We start from the raw sequence: 18298 nt of genomic DNA, 5'->3' as shown, positions 1-18298 counted from the left end.
TAGTACAGTTGAAGGCACAGTAATCACAAGCTTTCCTTCATTTTTTGAGTCTAGTTATTGTTTGGTGGCAACAGTCCATTCCAACTTATTCCTTCTTTTGGATTTTCAACTCTGATCCTTTCACTTTATAGATTTTGAAATGATTAAAGTTATTTGGATATGGGAAAAAATAAAAATGCCCAAAAAACATCTCTACGACAAGGAGGTTCCTTTTACAAAGGTCAACCATTATTGAAAGGAAACAAATCATGATACCTACCAACGAAAAATCATGGTGCCAAACATATCTAAGATCACTGGATGTAAAAGGTATTGAATATAGATACTGGTCGTTAAGAAAACTTGCCCAAGATTATCAAGTAAGCCTGTCCAACATTCCCTTTACTAAGCGCCTGCTTATTGAAAATGTAATGCGTCAATCCTCTGACTTAAAAGAATCATCTCGAATTATTGAAGCTTTATTTGTTAAAAAATCGACGTTCGATTCCGAGAGCAGCAGTAACTCATCAGAATTTAATTTCTATCCCAGCAGAGTGCTAATGCAAGACTATACCGGCATACCTGCTTTGGTCGATCTTGCCGCGATAAGAGATGCTGTAGCTCAAGGGGGCGGAGACCCGTGCCATGTAACACCTAAGTGCCCGGTAGATCTAGTCATAGACCACTCGTTAATTGTTGACCAGTCAGGTTCAGAATCCTCAATACATACGAATCGTAAACATGAAATGGCTCGAAATAGAGAGCGCTATACATTCCTTAAGTGGGCACAAAAAAACTTCCGTAACTTGACCGTTATACCGCCAGGTAAGGGCATATGCCATCAAGTGAATCTGGAGTATCTATCTCAAGTGGTTCGTGTAAACGAAAATGGAGTGTTAACACCAGATACTGTTATAGGAACTGACAGCCACACGACTATGGTTAACGGGTTGGGTGTGTTGGGTTGGGGAGTGGGAGGTATAGAAGCCGAAGCTGTAATGCTGGGTCAACCGCTCAATATTGCCGTCCCACGTGTTGTCGGCGTGCGTCTTGATGGGCAATTGCGTCCCGGCGTTACAGCTACTGATCTGGTTTTAACGATTACAGAAAGATTGAGGTCCCACGGAGTGGTCGGTAAGTTCGTAGAGTACTTTGGTTGTGGCGTAGCTCATTTATCTGTGCCCGACCGTGCTACTCTAGCCAATATGGCCCCTGAGTATGGCGCCACATGTGGATTTTTCCCGATTGACGAAAACACGATTACCTATTTAACTCTTACAAACCGCCCCTCTTCATTAGTTGATAGAGTTCGTGCTTATGCTCAAGAGCAAGCACTATGGTTGGATACAAACAGCCCTTCACCGGAATATGATGAAACTGTTGTGGTGAATTTATCTGATATTGTCACTTCAATAGCAGGTCCCAAACGACCGCAAGATAGACTTAACATCAGTGCAATTAAGCAAGTGACTCTTGATCATTGTTCTATTGAAGGTGCCTCAAAGTTAGACCGCTTAGACTCATATAAGCACTTAAACCATGGCGATGTCGTCATTGCAGCTATCACATCATGCACTAACACATCGAACCCTGCTGTTATGCTTACTGCTGGTCTGGTTGCTATGGCAGCAGTTGAAAAAGGGTTGACCGTTCCTAGTTATGTCAAAACTTCTCTCGCACCCGGGTCATTAGCTGTCGCTCGATATCTCAACGATACTGGTTTACAACACTACCTAGACCTATTGGGATTTCATCGCGTTGGATACGGCTGCACAACATGCATTGGTAACTCTGGCCCACTGAAGAATAATCTTGAAACCGAGATCGTAGAAAACAACCTGAACGTATCGGCAGTATTATCAGGCAATCGGAACTTTGAAGGCCGAATTCACCCATCCGTTAGCCTAAACTGGCTTGCCTCACCACCATTAGTCGTCGCATTTGCGCTAGCGGGTACAACCTGTATTGACTTAGAAAACGAACCAATTGCTATCAATGGTAACAATGAACCTGTATTTCTAAGAGATCTTTGGCCAAGCCAATCCACGCTAAATGAAATGCTGAATCAAGTACATGAGAACCACTTTAGATTGAGCTACAACGATATTACTGAAGGCAATGAAGAATGGGAACAATTGTCGATGAAAGATAGTCCCTGCTACCCGTGGGACGAAAACTCCACTTATATACAACGCCCACCATTTTTGGAAGTACCATCACCAACTTTTCCTATTGAATCAGCGCGTGTATTAGCAATTTTGGGAGATTCGATTACAACCGATCATATTTCACCAGCGGGTCTCATTTCAGAAAATAGTCCGGCGGGTCAATATTTGCTTTCAAAAAACGTCCCATCAGGGGAGTTCAATAGCTATGGTTCACGCCGAGGAAATCATCACATTATGGTTCGTGGGACTTTTTCAAATTCACGTTTGGAGAACAAAATTGCCTCCCCGACTATAGGCGGTTTCACGAGATGTCACGGCGATACCAAACTTAATGACTGTAACATGTCGACCACTGAGAAAGCGTCCCCAGTTATTCCTATTTTCGACGCGAGCAGGAGATCAATTGAACTTCAAGTTCCTTTGGTAATATTTGCTGGCAAAGAGTATGGATCAGGTTCTAGTCGAGATTGGGCGGCAAAAGGATGTTTGTTATTGAATGTAAAAGCGGTAGTCGCGGAATCGTTTGAACGGATTCATCGCAGTAATTTAGTCGGTATGGGCGTGCTGCCTCTTCAACTGACTCGACCAGATGAATTGGATTCACTGACTCTAGAGGGTAATGAGACCGTATTTATCGCCCCGAATGAACCTATAAAGCCCTTATTAGACTTGAATATTATCGTGGTAACCGCTCAAGGTTCCGAACTCACCATTCCAGTTATTGCACGTATAGATAATTACAAGGAGCTAGAGTATTTCAATTCAGGAGGTATTCTTCAGTATGTTCTGAAGCAGCTGAAAGCGAATATACCTAAAATGTCATAGTGAAATCTGCCCCTCTGGCGATGAAATAACGGCTTCTGCGATAATTTATTACCGCAGACTGCCGCCCCTCTATATTTCAGATCTGATGTTGTTCTTCTTTTCTCTCTCACAGAGAAATACCGTAAAAGTTAGAACGAGCAATGTTGCACAGATGGAAGCTGAGAAAATCCCAAGATTTATAGCATTAATGTGGTCAGGGCTATATGCCAATTCCTAGATAAACAAGACCATCGTAAAACCAAGACTGGCTAACATATCGCCTGATAAATCATTCCCTCTACTAGAGAGAAGAGTAAAACGTTGCGAACTCCCAATAACCTCATATTTCTCGAAGAACAATAAAACCTACCATTCATAAAAGAAACCGGGACAAAATCGAAGATCCGAGAAAATACATTGATGAAGAAAGAAAAGGAGGCATAGCTGATTTTGTTCCCATAATGGATTCAGAATGAGTAACAGTGTTTGAAGATGAGGTGTATTTTTAGAGTTAAATAACTCCTTTTAAATCAATTTTTAATTGATGAAATACCCTGAAACTCGCCATTCACTGGCTATTTTCTGCAACATCACAGTTTCTATAGCCGAGCTTTTTTTCCCAAAACTTGCTGCGAAATTGATAACAAGATACTGACCATCAGCAACCCCAGGAAGAGAATTGTGTTCAGAAGCTCTTTTAACTGAGCGAGAAATAACTTTGCCTAAAGGTGTGCGTATTTGAGTAAGCATTCTTATCCATTTGGAACTTGAAATCCTTTCTTGAAACACAGGCGCAGCTTTACTCCAACTCAAGGCATATTCACCTGAATCAACAATCTCTAACCATGATATAGCCGCATCTCTTTTACTATCATTTATACCTAAAACCGTTGAATTTGATTCAACACTTAGATCAGCAACATCTAGTTCAAAAGCAGCTGCAATAGCTTTCTGTGATTCCAACGAACACTTACCTTCATTTTCCGCTCTTTGAACTGTGCGAAGACCGATACCTGCAATGAGTGCCAGATGTTCCTGAGACCAGAATTTTCCTGAACGAAGTTTTTTGATTAGTTCTTGATTTACCATCTATTCCAACTTTCCCAGAGAAAATACGAAAATAAATTATTACAGGAGTGTTATTAGTTTTCCACGTCAGTCATACGACACATACGCCAAACACTAGCCTAAGCAATTAGCTTTACTAAATTATGCAGCGATAATCCGTTGAGGATTGAATATTCACTTTAGGAAATAGTGAATAGCCAACATGATGTTAGTCTCTTTTAAAATTACCCAAAATCGGTCAATTAATGACAAAAGCGATGTGTCCGAAATTTGGGACAGGATCAATACTTTAGCGCACAAGAGTCAAATCGCTCATGTGCTTTAGATTCACTTCTTCATCATCTTTGCTAAATCAGCAAATGGATTGTACGTCGCCCCTTTGTGTTCATCTTCACCTGGTTTTATCTCACTACCATAAAGTTCATGTTCTAGGTATTTACTATGCTCATGATCGTGGCAGTAGAGACACAATAGCTCCCAATTGCTGCCATCCTCGGGGTTATTCGTATGATCATGATCTTTGTGGTGAACCGTTAATTCACGCAGATTTGAATATACAAACTCTCTAGCACACCTTCCGCATACCCAGGGATAGAGTTTTAGAGCTTTTTCTCTATAGCCTGCTTCTTTACGTGCGTAATTGGCACTGGCTCCGTAATGGTCTGATGACATGTTTGTACCCTAAGTCGTATTTAAACTCAGATGCTAGCACGAGTATAAATTGGGGAAAAGTGACCAATGTTTCGCTGTTCGCAATCAGGGATTGATGCAAAATGGACCTTAACTCAACCAGCCAAAGCAGTCAGCGCCTTGTTGGCAAAGTTTGTCAGTACTTTTATTAAGTTAGAGATTTATGAATAGCTACAGGTATAAAAAGTCGCTTAACGTCATTCAGTCGTAATGCCGCAAATAATAAACTTTATAACCTTTTTAATTCTTCCAGCTTCTCTTTCACAATGAATTTTATGAAACTATCTCTAGCAGAATTACCCAAGTCCTCGTTCCAAATTAAACCAACATCCCATATAGCACTTGAACTAGGTAATGGAATAAAACGAACACTTTCATTGGCTATATTTTCAACACTGGCAGGAACAATGGTAAAGCCTATATTTGCTGAAACTAGTGCTAGAAGTGTCAGAATATCATCAGCTTCCTGTGCTGGATGTAATGTTTGATTTTGCTCTATCAGTAACTTTTCTATCTGTTTGGCTAACCCTAACCCACGTTCTGGTGTGAGTCTTAAGTAATCTAAATGACGTAATGAATTCCAAAGCTCGCTTTCGTCAATCAATTGGCTACGATGAACTGCGACTACTAAATGATCTGAGGAAAACTTTATACCTTTAAGTGGAGGAATGGCTGGTAGTCGGTTAAAGCCAAGGTGAAGTTCTCCGCGTAATAAGGATCCAGTTTGTAGCTGTGATGGCATGTCATTGAGCACAATATGAATATTCGGAAACGCCTGTTTAAACTGAGCGATATAGTGTGGAGCAAGATGATAGGAAGATATCCCAAAGCCTATTTTAAGGGTTCCCGTCGTTCCCTCAGCCACCAAATGAGTTAGAGCCTGAAAGGCATTAAAGTTATCCACCATACGTTGTGCTTCGGGCAGAAGCGTCAGACCAGCCTGAGTCAAACAAGCACCTTGTCTTCCTCTCTCAAAAAGAACCAATCCGGTATGCGCTTCGAGACGCTGAATCTTTTTGGTTAAAGCCGACTGCGTGATGCAAAGATGTTCAGATGCTACTCGGTAGTTACCATCTGTAGCTAACTGGCAAAAAGTGCGTAATTGATCGAAATCCATTCCATACCGTCATTAAACATAGAATATTTTTCATTATATGGAATGTATTTGAATTTTTATACTGGTGACGTCAATTCAGAACAGCAAAGGAGCTCTCAATGAAAGACGTGCGTGTTGCCTCAGTCCAGTTCAATCATAAAGCTAATGACAAAATCTACAATCTCTCAGTCATTAAGCACTATGTAGAAAAAGCCGCACTATTAGATGTGAAAATTATAGTGTTTCCCGAAATGTGCGTAACTGGATATTGGCATGTATCAAAACTCAGTAGGTCGGAGATTCAAACCCTCTCTGAGCGTGTTCCCCAGGGAGAGACATGTCAGGCTTTATTAGTTATGTCCGCTAAGCACAAAATCAGTATTGGTGCGGGTTTAATTGAAATAGACGATGCAGGTAACCTCTACAATACCTACACAATGGCGATGCCTGATGGCCGACTAAAGAAGCATCGAAAACTTCATACATTTGTCAGCAAACACATGGCAAGTGGTAGTGAATATACCGTTTTTGACACACCACATGGATGCCGTGTAGGTATACTTATCTGTTGGGATAATAACCTAGTCGAAAATGCCAGAATCACCGCTTTGAAAGGCGCAGATATCCTCGTTGCACCTCATCAAACCGGTGGCTGTAATTCCCGCAGTCCTAACGCCATGGGACTCATTGACACCCAATTATGGTATGACCGTAAACAAAACCCTGACGCCATACGTAAAGAAATGCAAGGACAGAAAGGACGTGAATGGTTAATGCGCTGGCTACCGTCACGTGCTCATGACAACGGGATGTTTCTAATATTCAGTAATGGCGTCGGTGTCGATATGGATGAAGTCAGGACAGGTAACGCCATGATCCTTAATCCATATGGACAAATCATAGCTGAAACAGATTGCGTCGAAGACGATATGGTCATCGCCGACCTCAAAGCACACGAGTTAGATATGTGTACAGGGCGACGTTGGATTCGTGGCCGCAGACCAGAACTCTATCAACCGCTCACGGCCAAAGGTAGTGAACTGTCACCTTTTGATGCTAGATTTTCAGAAGAAAAAATAGATTAGGTGTGCCTCTACATTGGACACTGACACAGTTAACAACTGTAGTCAGTGTCCATATTAACTATTCCAATAACACTAACGATTTCCCAATCTATTGATGCTAATTAACATCAGATAAAAAGGACGCAAATCTAATAAAATATAAGCCAATTCAATTTTGGACAGTAGTACACCTTCTTCCCTAGAGCGCACCGAACTATGAACATTATTTTGAGATCTTCACACTACTTTCAATACTAAACGTCTACTACGCTTTTAGCTGTTTCACTAAACAGGGACGCTAGGATGACAAAAATCAAATTATCACAATATGTTATCGCCCTTGGGGCAATAACAGTACTTTCCGCTTGCTCTTCAACATCAACCCAAATCAGTAGTTATGGTGCTGCTGTAGAACAACTTACAAGCCAGATTGACGCTACCATAAACGAGACTAACCAATTGAGTATCGACTATAAGTTGTCAAGAATAGCGGAGCAAAGCCACTACGGGGCCAACAAGGATTCTTCCAATGGTGGATGCTTCATCGTTGTTTCGCAAATAACAGACAACGTTGACGGTAATAGCAATCTCTGTACTCGTATAGGATTACCGACATTTGAAGATATTACACCCGTCATTCCAGAGAATGAGATAAAGTCACTCTACCTTTATAAGGCCAACAAAGCATTGCAATCTTATGCTCAGAGTCTCCAAAAGCTTAATGACGCAGGCTCCGCTCAAGAAATTACATCTGCAACGATCAAACTCGATAGTTCACTCGTGGGGTTATACACGCAATACGAGGCTCTATCGGGCGACACGGCATATAATGAAGATTTCCATAAAACCCTAGATATTGTCTCTGGCTCGATAGCTGCCATAGGACGCTCAGTAGCTGAAGCAAAACGACGTAAGGCGCTCAAAACTATTATAAAAGAAGCTGATCCATGGATTATCAGAGTAACGAAGTCAATGGAACAGGAACTTAACAATGACCATTTGGGGAAGTTAAAAAAAGCCTATGAGCAGACCTCTTTAAGGGAATTATTCACAAACTATAATGACTTAGTGCGAGCGAACAAACTAGATAAACAACAGCGCAAAGAAATGATCAACGATATTTATGAAACATGGAAAGATTACAGTGCCCGTGAAATGAAGAGCAATGCTTTAGTCAAAGCCGTTGAGAAAATAAGAGTCTCACATAACACTCTAAAATCCGAAGTTTCAAGAGATATATTTGTCAGCTCAGAAATATCGAATACTGTCAGCGAACTTAACGACTATTACAAGCAACTTGACTCTTTTCATGAACTGCTCGCTTCATGCAAAGGCACACTTAAGTTAGAAGATGAAACATACACTTGTAGCAACGAAGGCTAAGGACGTCAGAAGGAATGATGTATGGATATTGAAACCCAATTAGAAGAACATTTAGTTAAAACGATAAAGATCACAAACAGAAATATTCCGATTTTAAGTGACGAAAAACGACGTATCGCAGAACTTACTGTAATCGAAGCAATAAACAAACTAGAGCTACTTATAAAGGGCAAATCAACAGCAACGTCTCAAGAACAACAAGAAGCTCTGGATGCACTGAAGGAGATCACTAAAGAGGCAACGGAAGCTAAGAACGATATAGCTAAGATATCGAATGCCATCGACAAACTAGCGGGTGCAATTAACAAAGTTGAAAAAGTGGCATCGAAAGTCGTTAAGTATATTTAGCGATATACTGGATTACGACGAGTTGCAAAATGGTCTTATCTTCAGAAAGTGAAGACAAGACCTTAATTCGGGTGTCAGACCAATCAATCTCGCTTGCCTTGGTTCTCGGCAAGCGATGCCTTTGACTAGAGTTTCCCTATCGCAATAATTCGGTACGTTTATTTTGCGAGTTTATCCAGCATAGCTTTAGTGACCAAGGTCACTCCTTTTTCAGTCACGCGGAAACCATTCGCTATATCTTGCTTTCTATCATAACCAATACATAAGCCGGCAGGGACACTACAATAACTGTCAAGGATGACTCGTTTCAACTTAGCACGCTCACCCACATGGCTACCATGCAACAACACTGACTCTTCGATAAGGCTGTATGAGTGGGCATGAACACTCGAATATAACAATGATTTTCGTATGGTAGAGCCTGAAATAATGCACCCTCCTGATACCGTTGAATCTACGGCCATTCCGCGTCGTTCGTCGTTGTCAAAAATGAATTTAGCAGGTGGAAGCTGCTCTTGATACGTCCAAATTGGCCAAGCTTTATCATAAAGATCAAGTTGTGGCTTAGGAGTAACAAGCTCCATGTTGGCTTCCCAAAATGAGTCTAATGTGCCCACATCACGCCAATAGGGTTGATTGTCACTGTCAGGGTCTTTGAAAGAGTACGCGAAAACATTGCTCTCATTAATAATTGAAGGAATGATGTCGTGTCCAAAATCATGGGTCGAGCCTTCGGTATCCACATCTTTTAATAGCTGATTGAAGAGAAAATCAACATTAAACAGGTAATTTCCCATTGAAGCCAAACACTTACCCGGTTTATTCGGAATCTCATTAGGTTGTGCTGGTTTCTCATCAAAGGCAACAATTTTACTTTTAGAATCTACAGTCAAAACACCGAAACTGCCCGCTGCTTCTTCGGTATCGACTTCAAGACAACAGACTGTCATATCGGCATTATTCGCCACATGCTCAGCGAGCAAAGTACCATAATCCATGCGGTACACATGGTCACCAGACAAAATTAGAATGTATTTAGGATTATGAGAACGAATGATATCAATATTTTGATATACCGCATCTGCTGTACCAGCATACCAATCATCACCGGTTCGTTGTGAAGCTGGCAAAATTTCAACAAATTGTTGAGCCCTAAAACTTCCCCAACCACGGCTAATATGGCGGATCAACGAGTGTGATTTATACTGAGTTGCGATACCTACTCGGTGAATACCTGAGTTGAAACAATTTGATAATGGGAAATCGATAATACGAAACTTGCCACCAAAATAAACAGCTGGCTTGGCTCGAGAATCAGTGAGTTCAAAAAGACGGCTACCACGGCCTCCTGCCAATATCAAAGCATATGTATCTTTAGTCAAATTACTGATATGTCTGTCATAGTTATGGGACATAGAGGCCTCCTGAGCGTACGATTTATATAGATTTATTAGTTAGTTTTGTTATTAAAAGGCGTAGTTAAAGAACGGGCAGCGGTGCTGTCTATTGAATCTATGTTAGTTACTATATCGTTCAATCAACCGTTAAACTGTGACTAACTCAGGGCATTGCAGTTAGACAGGTTGAGCTAATTTGAAATAATTAAAGAACTAACAAGGCATTGCCCACCTACAAGTCTCACTTACTTTAAAGCTAGGTCGAAACCTATTTGCCTGCTTCACTTCTCGGTTGTTTTGCTGTTTGAAGTCACAAACTTTATTTGCTCCAGTGTTATGCCTAACTATTGTCTAATACTCCTCGGCTACACACTGAGTTCACCTTTTGCGAATAGTGAATACATCCAAGTAAAAACTTGCACCAAGTGTCACTTATTGCTCGCTGACTAGTAAAAACTTGCCCACCACTTGATAAAAAATCATTAAGCCACTGAAATATAGACACTTTATAATTGGCACTTCACTTGCCTACTCCCTCTACTCGTATGCGATAAACGTTGTTCAGAGGGATACATGACAAAGCTTAATTTCACGTTAACGGTTGATGGACTACCTGAAGACACGTTTGTTGTACGCGAATACAAAGGCTATGAATCTCTATCCGACACCCTTTTAGACAACGGTGATACTTGTTATGGATTTCGCTACTACATTGATTTAGCAAGCCGTCGGGCAAACCTCACGGCTAACAATATCGTCGACCGAAATGCGCATTTGAAGGTGTACAGAAACGGAGAGGAGGTTCAGCAGGTCAACGGCATCGTTCGAAGTTTCAGCCAAGGTGACACTGGGCACTCACACTCTTACTATTCCGTCACACTAGTTCCCTCATTAGAGCGTTTGTCGCTGCGCCAAAATTGTAGGATTTTTCAGTTAAAAACCGTTCCTGAAATCATCACCTTGTTATTGAATGAAATGGGCATCAGTGATGTTGTCTTTACCTTGAAACAGCCCAAAAAGAAGCGTGAGTTTTGTGTTCAATACCGTGAAAGTGACTTGGCTTTCGTGCAAAGACTCGCAGCAGAAGAAGGCATCGTTTACCACTTCGCCCATAAGAATGATAAACACACGTTATTTTTTAACGATGACAGCAATACTCAACCAAAGCTCAATACGCCAATTCCTTACAATGCTGCCGCTGGTGGAACGGCGGATTCTACCTTCGTTTTTTCTCTCATCAAGAGCACTCAATCCGATGTTTCTGAGATTCAGCTTTCTGACTATAGCTTCAAAAAGCCCGATTATCTTTTCCGCCAAACTAGCGCTGGCACTGAATTGGATTACCAATTAGAAACATACGAACACTTTGATTTTCCAGGACGATTCAAAGACAACGAAAACGGCAAATCTTACAGCCAAGCTCGATTAGGCTTTTTGCGCAGAGAAGCGAAGACAGCAATTGCGAAAAGCAACGAGCCAGCACTTCAAGCGGGATATAAATTTGATTTAGAAGAACATCTGGACGACACCAATAATCGCGATTGGCTGGTCGTTTATGCTCAACATTCCGCAACCCAGCCACAAGCTTTAGAAGAAGCCGGTGGGCATGGCGCGACCACCTACTCAAACCAACTCAAACTGATTCCTGCACACATACACTGGCAAGCTACGCCAATGGCGAAACATCAAGTGGACGGCCCCTGTATTGCCACCGTCGTCGGGCCTGAGGGCGAAGAGATTTTCTGTGATGAACACGGACGTGTAAAACTTCACTTCCCATGGGACAGATACTCGAAAGGAGACGAACACAGTTCTTGTTGGGTTCGAGTATCGCAAAGCTGGGCTGGAAGCCAATACGGTGTTATAGCGGTTCCACGCATAGGCCATGAAGTGATTGTCTCATTCTTAAATGGCGACCCTGACCAACCTATCGTGACAGGGCGTACCTATCACGCAACAAACACTCCACCCTACTTGCTGCCGGAGAACAAAACCAAAACCGTTATCCGCACTGAAACCCATAAAGGGACAGGATTTAACGAGCTCAGTTTTGAAGACCAAGCCAACGAGGAAAAAATCTATCTGCATGCTCAAAAAGATTATGAAGCCGATGTTCTCAATGATCATTCAACCCACATAAAACAGGACAAGCACTTAACGGTTGATAACGACCAATTTAGCTATATCAAAAACAATCAGCACATCACTGTAAACGGAGAAAGCCGCTTAAAAGTCGTGAAAGACTTCACCCAAATAATAAGCGGTAACCATCACCATAAAGTGGGTAGCCTGTATACCACTATCGCAGGAAGTGAAATTCACTTACAAAGTGGCACCAAAATAGTCATTGAAGCAGGAGCAGAAATCACATTTAAAGCCGCTGGTAGTTTCGTCAAAATAGACGCTTCTGGTGTCAGTATCGTAGGCCCAGCCATCAACCTGAATTCCGGCGGTCGAGCAGGTAACGGAAGCGGATATAACGGTCAATCTCCCACACTCCCAAATGGTGTTGAAAAACGACAACCTCCAGTAAAAAGCTCCAGTCAAGTCTCATATCAGCAACTTTTGAACGCTGAAAAAAATCACGTACCGGCAGTTAAAACATGCCCACTAGTAAAAGAGAATAGATGATGAAAGAGTGGGTTTTAGATCATTCAAATCACATCTACTGGTTGGTTACCGCTGATCTATTTAAAAAGGCACTCTATGAAAACATGCCAGCAGATGAAGCCATTCCCCTTTTCTGTATCGGTCAATTTAAAGACTTGATGCCGATGTCACCTTGGCTGCTACCCTCTGAATCGTTAACAGTTCTAAATGAAGAACTCCTTCAACAAGGATTGCTGCTGGAATCAGACTACCCTACAAATGAAGTGTTGAACCATCTGCGCAGCCTGCTGCTTGCTGGCTTAGACGGTGAAGAGGTTCTTTTTAGATTTTATGACCCTATAGTCATCGCGCCCATGTTAAACCTAATGCAAGAGTCAGAAAAATACCTTTTTATGGGCAACATTAAAACGTTACGGTATTGCCACCTCGAGAAAGTCTTCATTTTGAACAATCCGCTACATGATTGCCATAAAAAGAATGAAGAACCTTGGTGGGTTATTCAACCTGAGCATTTAGTGAACTCCTATGACTTAGATACTCATTGTCAGATTTTAGATAGACGTTTTTGGAATGTCATACCCGAAGTCATGGAGGCTAACGTTACTTCCAATATCATCATTAAAGACGCACTTATCTATGCATCAAATCAGCAGTGGTCTAGTGATGACGCTGAACTCTATGCTCTTTCACAACTGCTAGTAACAAGCAACTCTTCTATCGCAGACATAACCAAAAAATTCCACTTATCCAGCAGTGACGCTACCACATTAGTAAAATTTAGTGAGGTTAAAGCATGAGTACACTTGGCGTTAACAGTTGTTGCCTCAGCTGTGAACAATATAAAGACTGGATAGAAATTGTGATTCGTGATGAACACAATAGGCCCTTCCCAAACATAAAAGGCATCCTCACAGGTGCTTGTGGTGCTACTTATCCAATCACTGTTGGAGAACACCCAATCTTTTTAGACTCATTAGCTTCAGGCCGTGTGTCAATAACACTAGAAAACGATTTGTGGCTAGAAGCAACTCAAAGTCGCTTACCTGCAGAAGGTAAAGCCAAAGGTCTCAAGGATTGGCTTAGTTTACATCCACATGGTTACAACCAAAGCGCTTGGAAGAGTCAAACATTAGCTTTGGGAGATTTCATTCAACTAAAACCAAATCAAGAGATCCCTAAACGTCACCTCGCTAATGCATGTGAAACGCCAAACCTCGTCACAGGCAAGAGTCACTATATAACCATTCAAGGGTGTCGATATATCACTTTACGTCTGGGAGTATTTTTTGATGGTACAGCAAACAACACCTACAGTGCCAAATGGGGCAAAAAGCAACTCGATAAACATGTGAATCTTTGGAAAGCATCGTATGAGGCTTCAAACGCCATCCTACGTGACAAGGGGATATTTAAGGAACACCTATCGGCCGTAGAGCTAATAGATAAATGTTTTGAATACCCACCAGAAATAGAAAACCTTGAATGTGCTAGCGCAAAAAACGAACTCACCAATATTCAAAAGCTGTTTGATTTATACAGAAATAATGAATTCAGCAATAACAAAGATGCTTACTATCATGCTCAATACATAACAGGAATTGCTACAGGAAACAGTACAGAGATAGCTCCCGCTGATGAAGATCAAGAATGCGGTCAAGGCATGGGTATAGGTAAATACGGAGTCTTGGAGAAAGTAAAAACTGGTATAGAACAAATCTGTAGTCAAATGGAACTTATTATTTCAAATGCAAAAAGGCATTTCATTGTAGATGGATTCAATAAAGTTGAATTCGATGTTTTTGGATTCAGTCGAGGTGCGGCGGCGGCAAGACACTTTATAAATACCGTTTTTGATAATAACGATAGGTTATTCCAAGAACCTTTTTCCAATGCATGCATATCCCATCGTTTTTATTTGACTCATAATTTCGACTGGAATAGTAATGAACATTGCTGCATTGCCTTTGCGGGATTGTTCGATACCGTTGCGGCAGTGGCAAACTTTTGGGAGCTGGACTTTTCAGCACATGATAATGATAACGGTCCTATCAAACTCTGGTTAAACCCAGACCGCGTAGCGAAAGCCGTTCATCTGGTAGCAAGTAGCCATACTGAATACCGCCACAACTTCAGTGTAAACTTATTAAATAAAGCACCACACTTTGATGAAATAGTGGTGCCGGGCGCTCATTCAGATATAGGAGGAGGTTACCATTCTAGACAAGCGTTTAGTGATAAAAGCTACTTACTTCCGTTACTCGAAAACCAATTAATTAAGTCTATCTCAAAAGACAATATTCCCCGTTTTGAGGAAACACGCATAGTTAATTCAATGCTATCCAAGCTAGAAAAATCAAAGCATTTCGATCAGTCACATGGCTGGAGTATAGACAGCTATCTTATACCTAAACATAAAATTCGTTTTGCAGCCAAAGACAATAAGTATGCAGAAGCGAGGTTATTGTATCGTAACTGTACAGAAGGCGATTTATCTCGATTGTACTTAAGAGTGATGTTCGGGCTTGCAGTGCATCATGGTGTCCCTTTCGATGATTCGGAAGGTAGTAACGTAGTATGGAACAAGTCCAATGATAGTAATATTGGTAAAGTGGAATACTACACCATCCCTAAGAGTCTGTATTACCCCAACAAAAATGCTCCCCCTTTCCCTTTTGGCGAATTTTGCCAACACGCTATGGACATAGCCAAATCAGGTAACATTATAGAATTGCAAGAGACTCTCGGCTCCCCAAAACTCACAAAGCTCTTCCAGTCTCTTAACCTTATACATCATTCCTCAAATGAAAGCTTGAGTAGCGGAGTAATCAAACCATTTATACCTAATTTGAAAGATAACCGCTATTTAAGAGAGGAGTACGAATGTGAAGTGTAACTTTAAGATTGTTTCAATACTTACACTAATCCCTGCTATTACAGCTTGCTCAGCCAGAGCAGACTTCCCTAACGACGAACGTTTTCATCCATGGAGAATAGGAGTCGCGATACCATGGGTCTACGTATCCGGCGTAACAGAAGCTTATGGAGTGAATGAAAAGAATGATTGGACAAGTTTAATGCTGCCATATAGTCAACTATTGTTAAGCGATAGCAGACGAAACATCAATTACATTCGGGAAGATCTGCAACGGCAAGACTATGATGGCTATGGAATTGCACTTGGACATTCAGACTTTACTCCCAATCAAATTGGCTTAGGTTACAAAACTCTGCCAGATGAACTCTATCTCTATTGGAATTCAAGTTTCACTAATAGACATTACGCAACCGTGGTCAAAGTTACACCAAAAATAAAAGCCGCCATGAAGAAACCCTATCCTCATCCTTGGATCGAGGGAGAAAACTGCTATCAGACTACTTTTAAGTTCGGATTATTACCCGATGGACGAGCAAAACTTTGGCTGGAGGGGTGCAATGTTTATACGTATGTTGGAGTATTTGCCCCTGCTCGCTCCGAGTTAAGAAGCCCAAATTGGACGAAAGAAACTTCAAGTGCTTATCACGCGGCTAAACAGGAAGGTTTAACTATAGAACCAATACCTTGGGAAAAAGTAGACAAAGTCTGGTACAACGAAAAAAGGGATAAAATGCAAACACTTGAAGAAGCGTTGAGATAGTAGATTCAAACATCTAACAAAATGTTAGTTGATATATATCGACCGAGTACTTCTCCAAAATCTAATACGCCCGATAAAATTCATCAGGCGTATTGGACTCAAATGAACATCAATCTACTCGGTACATAGTTTCAATGCGGATGTATTACCTTAATTTTGAATGTTTACAAACGCTTTGTCTTGACTGATACCTGATACATCACACAACGACTGGATTATACGAATGTTCGCTAGGTGTAGAATAACGACATCAACATCGTCGCTTGACCGACCGCTTCGTTGCTGTACTTGCTGAAAAGCAGCTCCCATACCACACACTGCACGCATCTGATGTAAGTATAGGAGCTGGCGCTATCAAACCACTTAAAGCCAAGTTGGTTGATAATACTTATCAACGTAAGGAACTTGAATGTGAACAGTAGTTTAAAACTTATAGCCGTGATACTTATGGCTTCGAATGCATCAGCATGTTCAACCACTGACGACTTCCCTCAAGACGCACGATTCCATCCATGGAGAATAGGAGTCGCTATACCATGGGTCTACGTATCCGGCGTAACAGAAGCTTATGGAGTGAATGAAAAGAATGATTGGACAAGTCTAATGCTGCCATATAGTCAACTATTGTTAAGCGATAGCAGAAGAAACATCAATTACATTCGGGAAGACCTACAACGGCGAGACTATGATGGCTATGGAATTGCACTTGGACATTCAGACTTTACTCCCAATCAAATTGGCTTAGGTTACAAAACTCTGCCAGATGAACTCTATATCTATTGGAACTCAAGTTTCACTAATAGACATTACGCGACCGTGGTAAAAGTTACACCACAAATAAAGGCCGCCATGAAAAAGCCTTATCCACATCCAAGTTGGCGATTCGAAGGACAAAACTGCTATCAGACTACTTTTAAGTTCGGATTATTACCCGATGGACGAGCAAAACTTTGGCTGGAGGGGTGCAATATTTATACGTATGTTGGAGTGTTTGCCCCTGCTCGCTCCGAGTTAAGAAACCCAAATTGGACGAAAGAAACTTCAAGTGCTTATTACGCCGCTAAACAGGAGAGCCTCACTATAGACCCAATACCTTGGGATAAAGTAGACAAAGTTTGGTACAACAAAAAAAGAGATACAATGCAAACACTTGATGATGCTTTGAAATAGATAATTAAGATTTATTTCGTGCAACTAACACAGATAATAATTTAAATGCCTCTTAGTTTAACGGTAAGAACGCTCTCTACTATCTCTATTGTCACCTCTCTCTAACAGAATACTTGAATACTATAGAAATCGATTCGTCTTTAACCCGTTAACTAATTTATCATTGCTCACAATATAATTGTGCGATACCTTGATATTGTGAACGTTAATCAGACTTGAAGTCTCGGCTATTGCCGCTAAAACTTCATTGAGAAAATAAGAAACTAAAAGTACTTCAACCGGAATACAAGGACAGAATAATGAGCTCAATTTATGATATTGATTTAGTGACAATCGAAGGTAAACAGCAAAAGCTAGCTGACTTTAAAGGTAAAACACTGCTGATCGTTAACACTGCTTCTGAATGTGGTCTCACACCTCAATATGAAGGTTTAGAAAAGCTTTACCAAGCTGAAAAAGAGAATGGATTAGAGATTCTTGGTTTTCCATGTAATCAGTTTGGCGCACAAGAACCAGGTCAAGAGGCAGATATTCAGTCATTTTGCAGCATGCGTTTTGGCGTAACTTTTCCTCTATTTAGCAAAATCGAAGTTAACGGCGAAGGTCGTCACCCTCTATACCAACATCTGTTTTCTGCTCTACCAGAGCGCACTACTGCGCCAGAAAGCGGTTTTGCAGAAAAGCTCAAAGGTCATGGTATCGAAGCGAAAGAAGGCGATATTATGTGGAACTTTGAAAAATTCCTAGTAAGTAAGGATGGCGAAGTTATTGGGCATTTTGCTCCAGATATGACTCCAGACCACGAAATTCTAGCTAAGGCGATTGAAAAAGCTCTAGCATAATTCCTTACCCAGTATTTAATCCCCCGAGCCATCAAGTTCAGGGG

14 protein-coding genes and 1 pseudogene are annotated in these 18298 nt (G+C 41.2%); 10 read left to right on the top strand and 5 right to left on the bottom strand.

All coding sequences use genetic code 11. From position 1 onward, the window contains the following. Positions 1-248: 248 nt before the first annotated feature. Positions 249-2972 carry an aconitate hydratase AcnA gene (gene acnA, locus AAGA51_RS17075; protein ID WP_081878641.1) on the top strand — a complete coding sequence of 908 codons (2724 nt, stop codon included), beginning with the start codon at positions 249-251 and terminating at the stop codon, positions 2970-2972. A gap of 516 nt (positions 2973-3488) precedes the next feature. Here the strand turns inward: acnA and AAGA51_RS17070 are convergent. The 3 genes from AAGA51_RS17070 to AAGA51_RS17060 form a co-directional block, all read right to left on the bottom strand. Continuing rightward, on the bottom strand, positions 3489-4040 hold the full coding sequence (locus tag AAGA51_RS17070) for a DUF4019 domain-containing protein (RefSeq protein ID WP_052404543.1): 552 nt from the start codon (positions 4038-4040) through the stop codon (positions 3489-3491). A gap of 306 nt (positions 4041-4346) precedes the next feature. Beyond that, a complete protein-coding gene (locus AAGA51_RS17065; RefSeq protein WP_042480824.1) occupies positions 4347-4691 on the bottom strand; it encodes a YajD family HNH nuclease in 345 nt (114 codons plus the stop codon). Between the two features lie 247 nt (positions 4692-4938). Then, positions 4939-5826, bottom strand: coding sequence for a LysR family transcriptional regulator (locus tag AAGA51_RS17060; RefSeq protein WP_042480827.1), 888 nt, complete (start codon positions 5824-5826; stop codon positions 4939-4941). 98 nt (positions 5827-5924) lie between these two features. Here AAGA51_RS17060 and AAGA51_RS17055 point away from each other — a divergent pair, with 98 nt between their 5' ends. From AAGA51_RS17055 to AAGA51_RS17045, 3 genes are all read left to right on the top strand, one after another. Beyond that, positions 5925-6890, top strand: coding sequence for a nitrilase family protein (locus AAGA51_RS17055; RefSeq protein ID WP_042480830.1), 966 nt, complete (start codon positions 5925-5927; stop codon positions 6888-6890). Positions 6891-7172: 282 nt separating this feature from the next. Continuing rightward, positions 7173-8252, top strand: a complete 1080-nt coding sequence (locus AAGA51_RS17050; RefSeq protein WP_042480835.1) for a hypothetical protein — start codon at positions 7173-7175, stop codon at positions 8250-8252. Positions 8253-8273: 21 nt separating this feature from the next. Continuing rightward, positions 8274-8600, top strand: a complete 327-nt coding sequence (locus tag AAGA51_RS17045) for a hypothetical protein (protein ID WP_042480838.1) — start codon at positions 8274-8276, stop codon at positions 8598-8600. A 158-nt stretch (positions 8601-8758) separates the two neighbouring features. Here AAGA51_RS17045 and glgC read toward each other — a convergent pair whose 3' ends face one another. Beyond that, positions 8759-10015, bottom strand: a complete 1257-nt coding sequence (gene glgC / locus AAGA51_RS17040) for a glucose-1-phosphate adenylyltransferase (RefSeq protein ID WP_042480841.1) — start codon at positions 10013-10015, stop codon at positions 8759-8761. 555 nt (positions 10016-10570) lie between these two features. On the opposite strand from glgC, the gene AAGA51_RS17035 reads away from it, so the two are divergent. The 4 genes from AAGA51_RS17035 to AAGA51_RS17020 are packed head-to-tail and all read left to right on the top strand — an operon-like array spanning position 10571 to position 16242. After that, complete coding sequence (locus AAGA51_RS17035; protein ID WP_042480844.1) at positions 10571-12628, top strand: type VI secretion system Vgr family protein; 2058 nt, start codon at positions 10571-10573, stop codon at positions 12626-12628. Continuing rightward, positions 12625-13404, top strand: coding sequence for a DUF4123 domain-containing protein (locus tag AAGA51_RS17030; RefSeq protein ID WP_042480847.1), 780 nt, complete (start codon positions 12625-12627; stop codon positions 13402-13404). Before AAGA51_RS17035 ends, AAGA51_RS17030 begins: the two co-directional genes overlap by 4 nt. After that, a complete protein-coding gene (locus tag AAGA51_RS17025) occupies positions 13401-15500 on the top strand; it encodes a phospholipase effector Tle1 domain-containing protein (protein WP_042480849.1) in 2100 nt (699 codons plus the stop codon). Before AAGA51_RS17030 ends, AAGA51_RS17025 begins: the two co-directional genes overlap by 4 nt. Then, a complete protein-coding gene (locus tag AAGA51_RS17020) occupies positions 15490-16242 on the top strand; it encodes a DUF2931 family protein (RefSeq protein ID WP_042480853.1) in 753 nt (250 codons plus the stop codon). The genes AAGA51_RS17025 and AAGA51_RS17020 overlap by 11 nt, the downstream gene beginning before the upstream one ends. A gap of 153 nt (positions 16243-16395) precedes the next feature. Here AAGA51_RS17020 and AAGA51_RS17015 read toward each other — a convergent pair. Then, positions 16396-16566, bottom strand: a pseudogene (locus AAGA51_RS17015) (3-oxoacyl-[acyl-carrier-protein] synthase III C-terminal domain-containing protein); the annotation flags it as partial. Between the two features lie 87 nt (positions 16567-16653). Between AAGA51_RS17015 and AAGA51_RS17010 the strand changes: the two are divergent. Continuing rightward, entirely contained in the window at positions 16654-17412 is a 759-nt protein-coding gene (locus tag AAGA51_RS17010; RefSeq protein WP_042480856.1) for a DUF2931 family protein, read from the top strand. A 299-nt stretch (positions 17413-17711) separates the two neighbouring features. Then, the gene (locus tag AAGA51_RS17005) at positions 17712-18254 is read left to right on the top strand and encodes a glutathione peroxidase (RefSeq protein ID WP_042480861.1); all 543 of its coding nucleotides are present in this window, start codon (positions 17712-17714) and stop codon (positions 18252-18254) included. Positions 18255-18298 lie beyond the last annotated feature (44 nt).

Origin of the sequence: Vibrio diazotrophicus (assembly GCF_038452265.1) — a bacterium.
In the GTDB taxonomy this organism is placed as follows: Bacteria; Pseudomonadota; Gammaproteobacteria; order Enterobacterales; family Vibrionaceae; genus Vibrio; species Vibrio diazotrophicus.
This window is presented reverse-complemented; position numbering and strand designations above follow the sequence as displayed.

Excerpts from the sequence above, each read along its gene's own strand:
- AAGA51_RS17035 (WP_042480844.1), top strand. The coding sequence starts at position 10,571 with ATGACAAAGCTTAATTTCACGTTAACGGTTGATGGACTACCTGAAGAC.
- AAGA51_RS17025 (WP_042480849.1), top strand. The coding sequence starts at position 13,401 with ATGAGTACACTTGGCGTTAACAGTTGTTGCCTCAGCTGTGAACAATAT.
- acnA (WP_081878641.1), top strand. The coding sequence starts at position 249 with ATGATACCTACCAACGAAAAATCATGGTGCCAAACATATCTAAGATCA.
- AAGA51_RS17050 (WP_042480835.1), top strand. The coding sequence starts at position 7,173 with ATGACAAAAATCAAATTATCACAATATGTTATCGCCCTTGGGGCAATA.
- glgC (WP_042480841.1), bottom strand. The coding sequence starts at position 10,015 with ATGTCCCATAACTATGACAGACATATCAGTAATTTGACTAAAGATACA.
- AAGA51_RS17005 (WP_042480861.1), top strand. The coding sequence starts at position 17,712 with ATGAGCTCAATTTATGATATTGATTTAGTGACAATCGAAGGTAAACAG.
- AAGA51_RS17030 (WP_042480847.1), top strand. The coding sequence starts at position 12,625 with ATGATGAAAGAGTGGGTTTTAGATCATTCAAATCACATCTACTGGTTG.
- AAGA51_RS17045 (WP_042480838.1), top strand. The coding sequence starts at position 8,274 with ATGGATATTGAAACCCAATTAGAAGAACATTTAGTTAAAACGATAAAG.
- AAGA51_RS17065 (WP_042480824.1), bottom strand. The coding sequence starts at position 4,691 with ATGTCATCAGACCATTACGGAGCCAGTGCCAATTACGCACGTAAAGAA.
- AAGA51_RS17060 (WP_042480827.1), bottom strand. The coding sequence starts at position 5,826 with ATGGATTTCGATCAATTACGCACTTTTTGCCAGTTAGCTACAGATGGT.
- AAGA51_RS17070 (WP_052404543.1), bottom strand. The coding sequence starts at position 4,040 with ATGGTAAATCAAGAACTAATCAAAAAACTTCGTTCAGGAAAATTCTGG.
- AAGA51_RS17055 (WP_042480830.1), top strand. The coding sequence starts at position 5,925 with ATGAAAGACGTGCGTGTTGCCTCAGTCCAGTTCAATCATAAAGCTAAT.